This is a genomic window from Bacillus pinisoli, assembly GCF_023036475.1.
GTDB classification, from domain to species: domain Bacteria; phylum Bacillota; class Bacilli; order Bacillales; family SA4; genus Bacillus_BS; species Bacillus_BS pinisoli.
The window spans coordinates 26,030-40,173 of the sequence record NZ_JAJQKI010000010.1 but is presented as its reverse complement, the minus strand read 5'-3'; the positions used below and the strand labels follow the sequence as shown (position 1 = coordinate 40,173).

The 14,144-nt window shown below is 35.4% G+C and carries 16 protein-coding genes, 1 pseudogene and 1 riboswitch; of the genes and pseudogenes, 6 read left to right on the top strand and 11 right to left on the bottom strand.

Annotated features, from left to right (window positions below):
* Positions 1-87 precede the first annotated feature (87 nt).
* On the top strand, positions 88-1,449 hold the full coding sequence (gene mgtE / locus LT143_RS14615) for a magnesium transporter (protein WP_246943961.1): 1,362 nt from the start codon (positions 88-90) through the stop codon (positions 1,447-1,449).
* 44 nt (positions 1,450-1,493) lie between these two features.
* On the opposite strand, the gene LT143_RS14610 is transcribed toward mgtE, so the two are convergent.
* The 3 genes from LT143_RS14610 to LT143_RS14600 all read right to left on the bottom strand — a co-directional run bounded on the left by LT143_RS14610 (position 1,494) and on the right by LT143_RS14600 (position 4,043).
* Positions 1,494-2,093, bottom strand: coding sequence for a cell wall hydrolase (locus LT143_RS14610; protein ID WP_246943960.1), 600 nt, complete (start codon positions 2,091-2,093; stop codon positions 1,494-1,496).
* Positions 2,094-2,360: 267 nt separating this feature from the next.
* The gene (locus tag LT143_RS14605) at positions 2,361-3,617 is read right to left on the bottom strand and encodes a S8 family peptidase (RefSeq protein WP_246943959.1); all 1,257 of its coding nucleotides are present in this window, start codon (positions 3,615-3,617) and stop codon (positions 2,361-2,363) included.
* A 231-nt stretch (positions 3,618-3,848) separates the two neighbouring features.
* A complete protein-coding gene (locus tag LT143_RS14600) occupies positions 3,849-4,043 on the bottom strand; it encodes a hypothetical protein (protein WP_246943958.1) in 195 nt (64 codons plus the stop codon).
* Positions 4,044-4,191: 148 nt separating this feature from the next.
* Here LT143_RS14600 and LT143_RS14595 point away from each other — a divergent pair, with 148 nt between their 5' ends.
* Positions 4,192-4,383 (top strand): alpha/beta-type small acid-soluble spore protein, encoded by a 192-nt coding sequence (locus LT143_RS14595; protein ID WP_246943957.1) that lies wholly within the window; start codon positions 4,192-4,194, stop codon positions 4,381-4,383.
* 555 nt (positions 4,384-4,938) lie between these two features.
* Here LT143_RS14595 and LT143_RS14590 read toward each other — a convergent pair.
* The gene (locus LT143_RS14590) at positions 4,939-5,790 is read right to left on the bottom strand and encodes a patatin-like phospholipase family protein (protein ID WP_246943956.1); all 852 of its coding nucleotides are present in this window, start codon (positions 5,788-5,790) and stop codon (positions 4,939-4,941) included.
* A 326-nt stretch (positions 5,791-6,116) separates the two neighbouring features.
* Between LT143_RS14590 and LT143_RS14585 the strand changes: the two genes are divergently transcribed.
* Both LT143_RS14585 and sda read left to right on the top strand, forming a co-directional pair.
* Positions 6,117-6,305 carry a YkvS family protein gene (locus tag LT143_RS14585; RefSeq protein WP_246943955.1) on the top strand — a complete coding sequence of 63 codons (189 nt, stop codon included), beginning with the start codon at positions 6,117-6,119 and terminating at the stop codon, positions 6,303-6,305.
* Between the two features lie 276 nt (positions 6,306-6,581).
* Positions 6,582-6,791 (top strand): sporulation histidine kinase inhibitor Sda, encoded by a 210-nt coding sequence (gene sda, locus LT143_RS14580; protein WP_246943954.1) that lies wholly within the window; start codon positions 6,582-6,584, stop codon positions 6,789-6,791.
* Between the two features lie 89 nt (positions 6,792-6,880).
* Here the strand turns inward: sda and queF are convergent, their stop codons facing one another.
* The 4 genes from queF to queC are packed head-to-tail and all read right to left on the bottom strand — an operon-like array spanning position 6,881 to position 9,233.
* Complete coding sequence (gene queF / locus LT143_RS14575; protein ID WP_246943953.1) at positions 6,881-7,378, bottom strand: preQ(1) synthase; 498 nt, start codon at positions 7,376-7,378, stop codon at positions 6,881-6,883.
* 26 nt (positions 7,379-7,404) lie between these two features.
* Complete coding sequence (gene queE / locus LT143_RS14570) at positions 7,405-8,136, bottom strand: 7-carboxy-7-deazaguanine synthase QueE (protein WP_246943952.1); 732 nt, start codon at positions 8,134-8,136, stop codon at positions 7,405-7,407.
* The gene (gene queD, locus LT143_RS14565; protein WP_246943951.1) at positions 8,136-8,573 is read right to left on the bottom strand and encodes a 6-carboxytetrahydropterin synthase QueD; all 438 of its coding nucleotides are present in this window, start codon (positions 8,571-8,573) and stop codon (positions 8,136-8,138) included. The genes queE and queD overlap by 1 nt, the downstream gene beginning before the upstream one ends.
* On the bottom strand, positions 8,574-9,233 hold the full coding sequence (queC, locus tag LT143_RS14560; RefSeq protein ID WP_246943950.1) for a 7-cyano-7-deazaguanine synthase QueC: 660 nt from the start codon (positions 9,231-9,233) through the stop codon (positions 8,574-8,576).
* A gap of 92 nt (positions 9,234-9,325) precedes the next feature.
* Positions 9,326-9,369, bottom strand: a riboswitch (PreQ1 riboswitch).
* 364 nt (positions 9,370-9,733) lie between these two features.
* Between queC and phoU the strand changes: the two genes are divergently transcribed.
* Entirely contained in the window at positions 9,734-10,399 is a 666-nt protein-coding gene (gene phoU, locus LT143_RS14555; protein ID WP_246943949.1) for a phosphate signaling complex protein PhoU, read from the top strand.
* Positions 10,400-10,451: 52 nt separating this feature from the next.
* On the opposite strand, the gene LT143_RS14550 is transcribed toward phoU, so the two are convergent.
* Together LT143_RS14550 and LT143_RS14545 are read right to left on the bottom strand one after the other, a co-directional pair.
* Complete coding sequence (locus LT143_RS14550) at positions 10,452-12,074, bottom strand: ABC-F family ATP-binding cassette domain-containing protein (RefSeq protein WP_246943948.1); 1,623 nt, start codon at positions 12,072-12,074, stop codon at positions 10,452-10,454.
* A gap of 261 nt (positions 12,075-12,335) precedes the next feature.
* The gene (locus LT143_RS14545; RefSeq protein ID WP_246943947.1) at positions 12,336-12,473 is read right to left on the bottom strand and encodes a DUF6254 family protein; all 138 of its coding nucleotides are present in this window, start codon (positions 12,471-12,473) and stop codon (positions 12,336-12,338) included.
* Positions 12,474-12,579: 106 nt separating this feature from the next.
* Here LT143_RS14545 and LT143_RS14540 point away from each other — a divergent pair.
* A pseudogene (locus LT143_RS14540) lies at positions 12,580-12,815 on the top strand (hypothetical protein); the annotation flags it as partial.
* Between the two features lie 66 nt (positions 12,816-12,881).
* On the opposite strand, the gene LT143_RS14535 reads toward LT143_RS14540, so the two are convergent.
* A complete protein-coding gene (locus LT143_RS14535; protein WP_246943946.1) occupies positions 12,882-14,000 on the bottom strand; it encodes an HD-GYP domain-containing protein in 1,119 nt (372 codons plus the stop codon).
* Positions 14,001-14,144: the final 144 nt, after the last annotated feature.

The window sequence follows — 14,144 nt, the reverse complement described above, 5'->3', positions numbered from 1 at the left end:
ATCGAAAAGCATACGAAACGCAACAATAAGAATGTATGGCTAATCTACATTTACTTATAGAAGTTTTTTGGGGGAGGAGGCTTTTACTTGAGCAATCACAACGAAAATGAATTTAGCTTTGTCTTATTAAGACTCTTAGAAGGCGGAAAAAAAGAAGAGATACAAAGACTCTTGGATGAACTACATCCATACGACTTTGCTAATTTATACAGACTTCTCCTAGAAGAAAACCGTAATCAGCTATTATCATTTTTATCTATAAATCAAATTGCAGACCTAATTGAAGAGCTAGAAGATCATGATCTACAACTTGAAATCTTACATAAACTTGGATTTGAAACATCAGGGAAAGTATTAGATGAAATGGATAATGACGATTTAGCCGCTTTACTTGATGTCTTATCACCTGAACTCATACAAAAACTTTTATCTGGTATGAAAAAAGAGGAATCAGAGGCAGTTCAACATTTAATGAGTTACCCCCCAGAAACAGCAGGACGCTTAATGACAAACCGATTTGTCTGGATTCGGGACCATTTTACAGTAAGACAAACCGTTGACAAGATAAAAATCTTTGCTGAGTACTCTGAAACAATAAATTATATTTATATTATTGATGAACAAAAGAAATTGGTCGGAGTTGTATCTTATCGTGATTTAATCCTTGCTGATATTGATTCTAAGATAACTGATATTATGTTTGAACGTGTTATATCTGTTCCTGTATACATGGACCAAGAGATAGTTGCAACTTTCTTTGAGCGCTATGACTTCTTAGCTGTTCCAGTAGTTGACGAGGATCACGTTTTAAAAGGGATTATTACCTTTGATGACATTATTGATGTCGTCATCTATGAAGCAAATGAAGATATTGAAAAACTATCAGCCACAGGAAAAGCTATTGATTTTGATACGAAGGCACTGGTCGCAGCCTACCGTAGGTTACCATGGCTTATATTACTATTATTTATTGGAATTATTTCAGGCAGCATCATTAGCGGATTTGAAGATACGTTAGAAAAAGTTGTAGCACTTGCTTTTTTTATGCCAATGATAGCAGGGATGACAGGCAACACAGGAACACAATCATTAGCAGTCATTGTAAGAGGGTTAGCTTCACGTGAATTAAACCAAAAGGCCGTTAGGAAGGTTATTACACGTGAGCTTGGAGTGGGCTTCTTAATTGGTCTCATTTGCAGTGCGTTAATTTCTGTTATTGCTTATGTATGGCAGGACGGAAATATGGTGCTAAGCCTTGTGGTCGGAAGTTCACTTTTTATTACTCTCGTTATTGGGACGTTAGCAGGTACGATCATACCTCTTATCTTATATCGTTTAAATATAGATCCAGCTGTCGCTTCTGGCCCATTGATTACAACGATCAATGATATTTTCTCTCTTGTTACCTATTTCGGAATTGCTACTTTATTTATCAAGTATTTATTGTAGTAACGAAGAAGAGGAATAGCTAACCATTCCTCTTCCTCTACTTATTATCTTGCAAATACGTGGTTTCCTATTTTAATGGTAACCGGTCTAGATTTAATCCATTCACTTTGTGCAGTTTTAGGATTATAAAAATATAAAGATCCACTTCCTTGACCACGGTACATCAAAGCTTCTTCAACAGCTTTTTTAGACGCTGCATCAGCCGCAAGTTTTATCGTTCCATTTGCAACAGGAGAAAAAGCATAATGTCCACCTGAAGAGACCTCAGTAATTACACCGTGGACAGAGTTAGGGAATAGTTTACTATCAACACGGTTTAACACAACAGTGGCTACAGCTACTTTGCCTGCATACGGTTCACCCTTTGCTTCTGCGTATACTAACCTCGCAAGCAGATTTCTTTCGTAGCTTGTTGGTATGCTAGGAATCGTAATTCTTTCACCAGCATAAAGCATAAAGTTGTTTCTATTATTAATCTTTTGAATAGCTGCAATAGGCACACCATAATGATTACTTATTCTTGTAAAGGTATCGCCACTTTTTACGGTGTATGATGATGTAGTAGCATCTGCTGCATGGACATTAAAAGAAAGTATTGTAGCAGTCAGCGTTGAAGCAATAGCTAGTTTTTTCATCCAATTCATCTATAAAACCTCCTAGTATTTTGCTCACCTATTAAACTATCAGCTTACTAAGAGGTTTTCATTAACCAAAACTTCCCACTCAATTTCAAGATAATAAGATTCCTTGTTTACTAATACTTCCGCTATATACTGGTAATGTTATCCAACACACTTTTTTGATTGATTTTTCATTATTTCTTCCTAATATATGAATGGTTAAAAAGAAAAAACCTACTGAGTGACCAGTAGGCTTTAAGTAATTCATATTTGTCCTTAGTAGATAACTTTCTAACGGGCAATAACGGTAGGGAATCCAAATCCAGAGGCATAATCATCACCAGCCGCTGCACCTGAACCACCTAGAATATCATTTGCTTTTGCTCTCGTTTGAAGTTCTGTCCGTAGTTGAGATGCTGTCAGATTTGGATTTAGTGCCCAAATCTTTGCGGCTAAACCTGAGACATGTGGAGTTGCCATTGATGTACCACTAATTGTATTATAGCCTCCATCATACCATGTAGATTCAATAGCACGACCAGGTGCTGATACTTCTACATCTCGTTCAACAATGACATAATCTCCATCTGTATCTGGATTCCCTCTAGATGAGAAATCTGCTACACGGTATGTGCCATTTTCTTGTACATCTTCTAGAGCTGCAACAGCAACGGCATCAACCAGTGCACCAGGATAACCTATCGTATTAGCATTTGGTCCACTGTTCCCTGCTGCCGCAATAACTAAAACACCTTTATTGTAAGCATATGTTACTGCATCAGCAATTAAAGAGGACTTACTGCTAGAACCTAACGACATTGAGATAATAACATCTACACCTAACGCAACGGACTGATCTGCTGCATGTGTGATGGCAGCTGCAATATCGTCTGAATAACCAGAACCGCGATCACTTAATACTTTGTATGCCCATAACTTTGCTTCTGGGGCAACTCCGTAAACGCCTTGCCCGTCAGACCCACCATCTGCTAGGACAGTACCTGCTACATGCGTTCCATGACCATTTCCATCGTTACAATAGTTATACACAAGACTTGATTTTCTCTGAGTAAAGTCTTTACATTGTTCTAAATTGTTTGTTAAATCAACATGATTAATTGTTCCGGTATCCAAAACAGCAACTTTTACTCCACTTCCTCCAGTTGTTGTTTGTATAGTCGGATTTTCATAAATAGCCTCAATCCCCCATGGTGTTTGGTCATTAGGCACAACCGTTCTCGTACCAGTTGCAGTGCCTGGTTTTGCACCAAGAGTTAATTGTTCAACCAGCTCAACTTTTAGGTTTTTGTTTTTTTGAAGGGCAATATACTGCTTCTCTGTTACTTCTGTAGTGAATCCTTTTTCTTTAAAATCCCAACGCACTCCATAATCAGCCTTCACATTTTTCTTTACTGCCTCATTTTTTGAGCTAATTAAAACACGTACCTTTTCCTGATTCACTACTGCTGCTCCAGCACTTGTAGAATACATGGGTGTAATGAAAGCTGCAACCATTAGTATGCTTCCCAGTATTTTTAACCATCTCATCTACAAACCCTCTCCCTTTGTAATAGGATTTTCTACTATGTAGTTAAGTAGAAGAAAACTCCTTTTTCGGAATTTTCTCATTAATCATATCACGTATAGAAAAGAGTTTGTATTGGGAAACAACATAGATATTTTCACTAATTATATAGTGTTTTTAAGTGATACTTTCCCAACATATGTAGTTCTTTTTTGCTTCATACAAAATAAAGCTAATCCTTTCATATGAAAGAATTAGCTTCTAGGTTCATCTGTATAAGTATAAACAACGGATCCTCCATGTTGAGCAACACCACGAAAGTGTTTAAAATCGCTTTGTTTTACAAGCTTTTCACGAAAGATTAGAAAATCTTCTTTTTGTACAAGGTATTCTTCCAATTCTTTGTTTCTAAGTTTGTCTAATATATGTTCAATGTCACTAGTATTCATTATATATATTTCTCCTCTATAGATTAAGGTTATTTCTGAATAACACCTATGTTTAACTAGCAAAATAAAAAATAAAAAAAGATTGCATAAAATTTTCATCATGTACAAAACATATACACGAAGCAAAGATGAAGGGAGGGAAAATTCAATGGCAAACAATAACTCAAATCAATTACTTGTACCTGGTGTACAACAAGCAATTGATCAAATGAAATATGAAATTGCACAAGAATTTGGCGTAGACCTTGGACCTGAAACTACATCTCGTGCTAACGGTTCTGTAGGTGGTGAAATTACTAAACGTCTTGTTCAAATGGCAGAACAACAATTAGGACGATAATAACCTATAGTAACTATTTGTAGTGCGCCTACCGTAATCAAGCTCTATAAATAGCACGTGCACAGAACACACATCAAGAATAACAACAGCTTATACTAGGCATGCACACACCATGATTTGCTTGATTGCGTATGATAAGCTAGACACACACTAGAATTTACACCCATGCCACTAAGCTAGACGTACAACATGAATAACAACAGGCTTAAGCGGCTAGAACTCCAAACACGAATATACATCTATGCTTGTTAAACGTTACACACACCATGAAGATACTTCAACAATAATAAGCAAGTACACACACCATGAATGACAACATTGCTTATATACTACACATACGAAGTGTATTTTACTCACAAAGTTAATAATCATACACGCAAAATAGTAACGAAAAATCCATCCAACTAAATGAAACAAGTGAAATGCCCTTTACACACATAGATGAAGCAGCTTTTAGCTGCTTCTTTTTTGTCTCTTCTTTCCTAACAACTACTTTTTCTGAAGTTAAACTCACTTTTAACGATAACGATAAATGCCTTATTTTAGTTTCTGATTTTACTCGTTTAACCAACTTATTAATGCAGGATAAAGGCGTTTTCCATCTTCGTATCCCTCGTTATAAAGTTCAATAAGACGATCGCGATTACGTTCAACACGTCCCACCTTTAACGGAGTACGAGGTTGTATAACAAAAACGTTTCCTTCACTTTCCCTAGTTGAGATATATTGTAGTGTTTCATTATAGAAGGTTGCTCTATGTTCCATCTGGTCAAGTAAGCCGGGATAATTCCTATAAATTTTTGATGATAGCCATGACCTTTTTGATGAATTCTTTTGATATCCTTTATTTCTAGTTAGGATGACTACATTTTTTGAATATCCTTTATTCTCTGCACGTTTCAGAGGAATCGGATCTGATATTCCCCCATCTAATAACTTCCTGTTATCGTATGAAACAATGGGAGCTGCAAACGGCAAAGAGCTAGAAGCTCTTATAATAGTAAGCAAATCTTTACCATGATGTTTATTATTAAAATAAATTGTTTCTCCCGTTACGCAATCAGTTGTACCGATTTCAAAAAATTCCTCTGCACGATAAAATGTATCAAAATCAAAAGGAACTAATTCATTTGGGATCTTATCAAAAATAAAATCCATTCCAAATAGCTGTCTTTTTTTTATAAAATTTCTAAATGACAAGTATTCAGGATGTTTAATGAAGTCAATATTGACTTTTTTATTTCTCCCATTCTGCCTCGATAAATAAGAAGCTGCATTACATGCTCCAGCAGATACACCCACATTATAAGGAAAATAAAGATTCTGTTCTAATAGATATTCCAGTACACCCGCTGTGTACACTCCCCGCATGCCACCGCCTTCGAGAACTAAACCAGCACTCACCATATGATCATCTCCTCATTATACAAGGTCGATTGTTACATTAGAAATAGTTTCTATGATCTACGAAAGATAAAAGAGCTCATTAAACTATGAAAATACACTAATGCAAATAATTTATCATTATACTACCATATATTAATATAATGAATAAGAAAAAAGGTAAAATTCACCTATTTCATTCCATTTTTAAGAAGATTTTATTAGAAATTTCCTAAATAACATAACGAACTACCTATGAAAATTTTTTCAAAGAATTTAAAAAATTCCTTTACCTTTTCTGGATTTTATTGCAAACTATATTTTAAGGTATGTGAAAGGAGAGATGTCACATGAAAACTGCTTCATTAGGAGACATAATTGAATTCAAAGACGGATTACAGGGGATAGTTGAGAAAGTAAACGAAAACTCAGTCATTGTTGATCTCACATATATGGAAAATTTCCTAGACCTTGAGTTAGAAAGACGTACAGTTGTTAATCATAAAAATTACAAAATCATTGGAGCTGTAAAAGCATAAATAGTACGCTCTGTTTAAGAACTATGTTTGTTGACTTCACGGTTGATTGAAATGGAAGATTTCCGTTAGGCTTGCAAAGGAAAATTACAACATAGTTGAACAGAGTCAGATAAAAAGCACAATCTTCAAAGTGAAGGTTGTGCTTTTTCAATATCTCTATATAACTAATGAACTAATAAAATACAATCCTACTATCTTTTTAGTTGTGAATTCTCTATTTTTCTGTTATATTATTCCACAAAATTGAATATTTTGACCTAAAACAGGAGTGTATGTATGAGCTTTAATAGGTTAACAGACGAACAGTTGTTAGAAGCGTATTTGACTGCCAAAAGACTTGATATAGATTTGGAATTTCAGTCTCTCTTACTAACTGAAATAGAAGCAAGAAACCTTACTAGTATCTTAACAAAAGTTACTTTATATCATGAAGACAAAAAAACATTTTATTTAGTGATGTCATATGATCAGAAAAAGAGTGAATAAATTCTACACTGTTCGAACTTGTTAGGCCAATAAATTCTTCACATAAATAAACGATGCTATTAGTATGAAATAGCATCGTTTTTTGAATTTTAGCGATTATCAACCTTTTCTGGATACATATCATGATTCATGAGGCGATGTTCGGCAATTTGTTCATATTTCGTGCCTGGTCGACCATAGTTTGTATATGGGTCAATTGAAATCCCCCCACGAGGTGTAAATTTCCCCCACACTTCTATATAACGTGGATTCATTAATTCAATAAGATCGTTCATAATTATATTCATACAATCTTCATGAAAATCACCATGGTTTCTGAAGCTAAAAAGATACAGCTTTAATGACTTACTCTCTACCATTAGCTCGTCTGGAATATAACTAATATAGATCGTTGCAAAATCAGGTTGATTTGTTTTAGGACATAAGCTTGTAAACTCAGGACAATTAAATTTCACAAAGTAGTCTCTATTTACATGTTTATTTTCAAATGTTTCTAACACGTCTGGACAATATTCAAACAAGTAGTTAGTACCTTGGTTACCTAATAAGGTTACACCTTCTAGTTCAGAATCTTTTCTTCCACTCATTCTCATTACCTACCTATCTATTAAAATTAAACTCCTCTTTTATTTCCCCATACTAGTGTATGAAGTTGAGGCAGCACTTTTACATCATTCATATCCTTAGACTTAACCACTTCATCTATTAACCATTCATATTTATTTAAAAGTGATGAGACAATTTCGGATTGCTCATTTCCATATACATTATCGTTACCTACTTGTACGTAAAAAGGAACATCTGGATAACGCTTGTGAATATTTACGGCGTACTCGAAATCTTCATTGTTAAAGACAACAACCTTTAAAGATAAATGGTTTTCTAAATCTGGAGATGTCAGATTCTCAATAATATTGGAAAGCTTCTCAAAATCAGTGCGCATTCCAGAACTTGGTGGTTTAGGAGATATAGTTATATCTTGTATATCCGTTAACCAATCCTGCCATCTTGATCCCTGTGTTTCTAACCCTATTCTAATGTTATTCTCTCTTAATAATGTAACGAGGGAGGATAAGTTGGCTAATAATGCTGGGTTTCCACCCGAGATCGTCACATGCGAAAACTGATCTTTACCAAGAAGTTTTAGTTCGCTCCAAATCTCTTCTGCCGTCAGTTGCTTAATTTCATCCTTCGCAGAGCCGTCCCATGTAAACGCAGAATCACACCATTTACACTGATAATCACAGCCTGCTGTTCGGACAAACATGGTTTTAGTACCAATAACTGCCCCTTCACCTTGAATCGTCGGTCCAAAAATTTCTAATACTGGAATAGTCTTGTTCACTACTTTTCACTCACTTTCGGACGGTAAACAACGTAGCTTGTAGGTGTTTCTCTTACTAACACCTGCAAGCACTTTGGCTGATTAGGCAATGTTTTTAGATGCGCTTCAATATTCTCCCAAATTCTTCTCGCAATTACTTCAGTTGTCGGAAAATGATTAGAAGACTCATCATTAAAGTCCTCTTTATGGTCATTCATGATGGTGTGATCATAGCGTGAATGAACAACCTTCTTTAAATCCTGAAAATTAACGAGAAAACCTGCTGAATTCAGCTCGTCACCCACGACTGTAATATTTACGAAGTACGTGTGACCATGAAGTTCACTGCACTTTCCAGCATCAGCATGTGGAATAAAATGAGCTGCTGCAAAATGCATATCTTTATTAAGTTCATATGAATAAGAATGGAGTACCTGCGGATAAAACTGCTGAAGCATCTACTCACTCCTTTCCTTACTTTCTAAATAATCATGAAGACCTTTTCTACGTAAAACACATGCTGGACATTCGCCACACCCATCTGCAATGATCCCGTTGTAACAAGTCAGCGTTTTTTCTCTGACGAAGTCTAGACCACCCAGTTCATCAGCAAGAGCCCAAGTTTCTTCTTTATTGATCCACATCAGAGGAGTATGAATGACGAAATTATAATCCATTGAGAGATTTAACGTTACATTTAGAGATTTAATAAAGACATCTCGACAATCTGGATATCCACTAAAATCAGTTTCACATACTCCTGTAACAATATGACGGGCCCCAGCTTGTTTAGCGAGAACAGCTGCAAATGATAAGAATAACAAGTTTCGACCATCCACGAACGTAGTTGGAAGTTCTCCTTCTTTTTGTTCAATCTCAATATCATCTCGGGTCAGTGCATTCGGAGCCAATTGATTTAATAGTGACATATCTAGCACTGTGTGTTTCACATTAAGTTCGTTTGCAATCGAGGCAGCACAATCTATTTCTAATTTATGTTTTTGGTTGTAATTAAATGTAACCGTTTCTACTTCATCAAAGTGCTTAAGCGCCCATAACAGGCAGGTCGTACTATCCTGACCACCACTAAAGACTACCACTGCTTTCTTTAAAGTCATAAAAAAAGCCCCTTTCTTTATTAAAAGAAACGAGAGCTATTTCCCTATTACTATTGGCAGCACAGAATAAAACGATACCATTAGATATCGCTTGACCAATAGTTTTTTATAGAGGGAGTTTACGAACCTCTCGTTTCGTTATGCACAAAACAATGTCTATATTTTCACCCTATTAACTATAACATAATTCACGGTTTCGACAAGTGAAAATAATCAGAGGTAAAAATAAATTTACTGGATGTTTATCATTCTTTTACTTTCCTGTCACCGTTACTTTATATGTACTTTGTATACAACTTGTATATTTATACTTAGTTCTTCCTATTTATTTCGAGTGGAATTGACCCTTTTCAACAATCCCTTGCAGGAATTGTCGTTGAAAATGATTACAAATATCTGAAAACTTTTGATATATTTTGTAAATACGTAGGGACTTTTTTGTTATCAGGTATTATTTTATGATTTTTCCCATAAAGATTGTAAACAGGAGGAGATTATACATGAGCACCCGTACACAGTTTGATGAACAATTGATATCACTCAAAGAAAAACTTCTAGAAATGGTTTATCAATCAAAGCATGCGATTGACCAATCGATCATTGCTTTACAATCACAAGATCTAGAGCTTGCACAAAAAATTATTTATGATGATAAGGAAATTAATGAGCTCGAGAAAGAAATTAACGATATGGTTATCAAGAATATTGTAAAACAGCAACCTGTTGCATCTGACCTTCGACGTTTAATGGTCGCTGTTAAAATTTCTTCTGACATTGAAAGAGTGGGAGATTTAGCTGTTAACATCGCAAAATCCACATTGTTTATCGGAAAACAACCTTTCTATACTTCAACTGAAGCAATCCCCGAAATGGCAAAAGTTGTTCAACAAATGCTTTCTGATTCCTTAACCGCTTACCATGAGGAAGATATACAAAACGCCTATGAGATTGCAGCAAAAGATGATGTGGTTGACCGTTTGTATGGAGAGACTATTCAAAAGCTCCTAAATTTAATGGCTGTCAGACCAGAAGCAGTCCCGCAACTTACCCAGCTTGCTTTTATATGCAGATATCTTGAAAGAGTAGGCGACCATGTGACAAATATCGCGGAGAACATTATCTATCTCGTTAAAGGAGAAAGAGTAGACTTAAATTTTCAGAACTAAACTTCTATAAAAATGAAGAAAAAGCGCAACAAATCCGTTGCGCTTTTTCCAATTATGCAGAATATAAAGCTTCTACTTGTTTTTGAAGGGCTTCATTTTCAAGGTATTCATCATATGTCGATTGCTTATCCACAATTCCATTTGGAGTAATCTCAATAATTCGATTTGCGATTGTTTGAACAAATTGATGGTCATGTGAAGTGAATAACATCGTCCCTTTGAAAGAGATGAGCCCATTATTCAAAGCAGTAATGGATTCTAAGTCTAAATGGTTCGTCGGCTCATCTAGAAGAAGTACATTTGCACCCGTTAACATCATTTTAGAAAGCATGCAACGAACTTTTTCTCCCCCAGACAGTACTTTCGCCTTTTTCATAACTTCCTCACCAGAAAACAGCATTCTTCCGAGGAATCCTCGTAAAAAGCTTTCCGTCTGGTCATTTGGCGAATACTGACGTAGCCAGTCTACTAGATTTAATTCGTTGTTTTCGAAGAACTTGGAATTATCCTTCGGGAAATAGGCTTGGCTTGTCGTTACTCCCCATTTGTAGGTTCCACTATCTGCTTCCATTTCGCCCATTAAAATCTTAAATAGAGTAGATTTAGCAATCTCATCTCTACCAACAAAAGCAATTTTATCTGCCTTATTAACAGTAAAGCTTACATTATCAAGTAACTTAACTCCGTCAATTGTTTTAGTTATTCCTTCTACTCGAAGGAGATCATTACCTACTTCACGTTCCTGAGCAAAATTAATATATGGGTATTTACGTGATGATGGTTTAATATCATCAAGTTCAATTTTATCAAGAAGCTTCTTTCTAGAAGTCGCTTGTTTTGATTTAGAAGCGTTGGCGCTAAAACGCGCAATAAAAGCTTGAAGCTCTTTAATCTTCTCTTCTTTCTTCTTGTTTGCATCTTGAGACATTCTAGCTGCTAATTGACTGGATTCATACCAGAAATCATAGTTCCCCACATAAACTTGTATTTTCCCGAAGTCAAGGTCTGCAATGTGAGTACATACCTTATTTAAGAAGTGACGATCATGGGAAACAACAATAACAGTATTTTCAAAGTTAATTAAGAACTCTTCTAACCAGCGGATAGCATGAATATCCAAGTGGTTGGTCGGCTCATCAAGTAAAAGGATATCTGGTTTACCGAATAGCGCTTGTGCTAATAATACCTTAACCTTATCTCCACCTGTTAAGTCAGCCATTTTCTTGTGGTGTAAATCTTCACCGATACCTAATCCCTTTAATAGGATGGCAGCTTCTGATTCAGCTTCCCAACCGTTTAATTCGGCAAACTCTCCCTCAAGTTCCGCTGCTCTCATTCCGTCTTCATCCGTGAAATCAGCCTTCATATAGATGGCATCCTTTTCTTGCATCACTTCATAAAGTCGAGCATGACCTTTAATGACTGTGTTTATCACTTCAAATTCTTCATATTCGAAGTGGTTCTGTTTAAGAACAGCTAATCGCTCACCAGGCGTAATAATTACATTACCTTCTTGAGCCTCAATTTCTCCTGACAAAATCTTTAAAAACGTAGATTTCCCTGCCCCATTTGCTCCTATTAGCCCATAACAGTTCCCGGGAGTAAACTTAATATTTACATCATCAAAAAGCTTACGATCACCATATCGTAGCCCTATATTTTGTACTGATAACATACCTGTTCTAATCCTCCATTCTAATATACACTTCGGTTATTATAGCATAATCCCACTATAATAAGATACTTTTGAACGAAAGAATAGCAAAACAATCCAACCAGTAGTTGTCTGACTTACTGTTAGAGTTGTCATATAGATTTAGACTACGAATAAGTAAATCCCACACTAAATATGATGGGCATTCCTTTTACGACTTCTTGAACATAAAAAAAGTAGAGTATCATCACTCTACTTTTCATCGCCTAACTTGTATTCAAATTATCTGTTTTCGTTGTTATCTTTTTCTTCCGTTACTCCCTCACCAAGCTCATCGAAGGACTTGACTTTTCCATGAGGATTTTGTGCTTCTTTTCTTGTTCTCCACTGTCGTTCTTTTTGTCGTTTAGATTGTGTCATATCTAAGTCTCCTTTTTGAGTAATTCCTTACTATCATGTCGAGATTTTTTATTTATTATGTATCCAACCTATTTCCAGTTAAGTATAGCGTGGAGAAGAAATTTCTTTAAACAGGTTTGATGGAATCATCGAATTTAATCAACTAAATGAAGATCATATGACCTCCATTGTATCTCTGATGCTAAATGATCTAAACGAATATTAGCCAACTCAGGATACTCCCCTCATTTCGGGGCTAGACCTTTACGAAGAGTCATTCAAGAGCAAATTGAAGACCCAATTGCTTACCCTCTCTTGGACGTGCCACATAGAGATTACAGTGAAAGACGAAAAAATTCATGAGAATCAAAAGAATGTAAGCTGTAGAAGCTGCATGAAAAAGACAGTGAGTCTTATGCTCACTGTCTCTTAATGTAAGGCTTTTACTTCTTCATCCATCACCTTTGATAATTTCTTTTCAAGCTCTATTAGTTGCTCAGCCCTTTTTTTCAACTTAGGGAAACAATCAATAAAGTATGGTGTAAGTTGGTCATCAAATTGAGTCCCACTGTTCTCTAGGATTATATTTCTAGCTTCAAATGTAGAGTACGCTCTACGATAAGACCTGTTTGTAGTGAGTGCATCAAAGGTATCAGCAATAGAGATAATTCTAGCTAATAATGGAATTTCATCTCCCACTAGTTTATTAGGATATCCTTTACCATCTTTTCTTTCATGATGAAATAAAATGGGATTGATAATTTCATCAGGAAATTCTAGGCTCTTAGCGATTTCTGCTCCAAACACTGGATGTTTTTTTATTTCCTCATATTCTTCAATTGTTAATTTCCCTTGCTTTTGTAAAATATTATTTGAAATATTAACCTTACCTATATCATGTAGTAATGAACTAATTCGAAGTACTTCCAAATCGACAGGAAACCCGCTTTCTTTCAATGTTTTACCTAAGATTATACTGTATTCAGCTACACGAGTAGAGTGTCCTCTCGTATATTCATCCTTTGCCTCAATTGCAAGCACAAGAGCCTCCATTGTCTTAGTATACATTGAGTTTATTTTCTCCTGGCGAACCATCATTTTAGAAACAAAATAAAGGAAGATGGTATAACTGAGAAAAACAAAAAACTGGACGATCTCCATAAATGGATATAGAGAAATAATCGGATGTACATAAATGATAGCGGTATAGATAACTATTGAAATCAGGAATGAAAATACGAAATAAATTTTCTCTTTAAATAAAGCTGCATAGATTAGCCCAAAATAGAAAATCACATGACCAATATATGGAGCTAGATAAAGAACTAATCCAAGTATGATATAAGTGATAATAAGAAACAAAAATCGTTGTTTTACAATTGATAAATATTGATAGATTAGTATAAATGGTAAATAGCCTAGTATAAGGACAACCATTAGTGCATAAAAATCTTTCGGAATTTCTTCAAAAAGAAAGATGCTAACACCTATTAATATAATTGCCCCTAAAGTCGTCCCTATCCACGCTGTTAATATAATCTTCTTCATCGAATACATGAGAAAATTCCTCGCAAACATAGTGAAATAATTTAACTTGGTTTTATAACGAATTAAACTCTCTCTACTACTAAATTAATGGATAGAAAGAGCAGCTGTCTAGATGACAAGCAGGTGACATTAAACTAGTAAGTA

What these genes read in the sequence shown, in the direction of transcription:
- LT143_RS14610 (WP_246943960.1), bottom strand. Translation starts at nt 2,093, where the DNA reads ATGAATTGGATGAAAAAACTAGCTATTGCTTCAACGCTGACTGCTACA.
- LT143_RS14605 (WP_246943959.1), bottom strand. Translation starts at nt 3,617, where the DNA reads ATGAGATGGTTAAAAATACTGGGAAGCATACTAATGGTTGCAGCTTTC.
- LT143_RS14600 (WP_246943958.1), bottom strand. Translation starts at nt 4,043, where the DNA reads ATGAATACTAGTGACATTGAACATATATTAGACAAACTTAGAAACAAA.
- LT143_RS14595 (WP_246943957.1), top strand. Translation starts at nt 4,192, where the DNA reads ATGGCAAACAATAACTCAAATCAATTACTTGTACCTGGTGTACAACAA.
- LT143_RS14590 (WP_246943956.1), bottom strand. Translation starts at nt 5,790, where the DNA reads ATGGTGAGTGCTGGTTTAGTTCTCGAAGGCGGTGGCATGCGGGGAGTG.
- LT143_RS14585 (WP_246943955.1), top strand. Translation starts at nt 6,117, where the DNA reads ATGAAAACTGCTTCATTAGGAGACATAATTGAATTCAAAGACGGATTA.
- sda (WP_246943954.1), top strand. Translation starts at nt 6,582, where the DNA reads ATGAGCTTTAATAGGTTAACAGACGAACAGTTGTTAGAAGCGTATTTG.
- queF (WP_246943953.1), bottom strand. Translation starts at nt 7,378, where the DNA reads ATGAGTGGAAGAAAAGATTCTGAACTAGAAGGTGTAACCTTATTAGGT.
- queD (WP_246943951.1), bottom strand. Translation starts at nt 8,573, where the DNA reads ATGCTTCAGCAGTTTTATCCGCAGGTACTCCATTCTTATTCATATGAA.
- queC (WP_246943950.1), bottom strand. Translation starts at nt 9,233, where the DNA reads ATGACTTTAAAGAAAGCAGTGGTAGTCTTTAGTGGTGGTCAGGATAGT.
- phoU (WP_246943949.1), top strand. Translation starts at nt 9,734, where the DNA reads ATGAGCACCCGTACACAGTTTGATGAACAATTGATATCACTCAAAGAA.
- LT143_RS14550 (WP_246943948.1), bottom strand. Translation starts at nt 12,074, where the DNA reads ATGTTATCAGTACAAAATATAGGGCTACGATATGGTGATCGTAAGCTT.
- LT143_RS14545 (WP_246943947.1), bottom strand. Translation starts at nt 12,473, where the DNA reads ATGACACAATCTAAACGACAAAAAGAACGACAGTGGAGAACAAGAAAA.
- LT143_RS14535 (WP_246943946.1), bottom strand. Translation starts at nt 14,000, where the DNA reads ATGAAGAAGATTATATTAACAGCGTGGATAGGGACGACTTTAGGGGCA.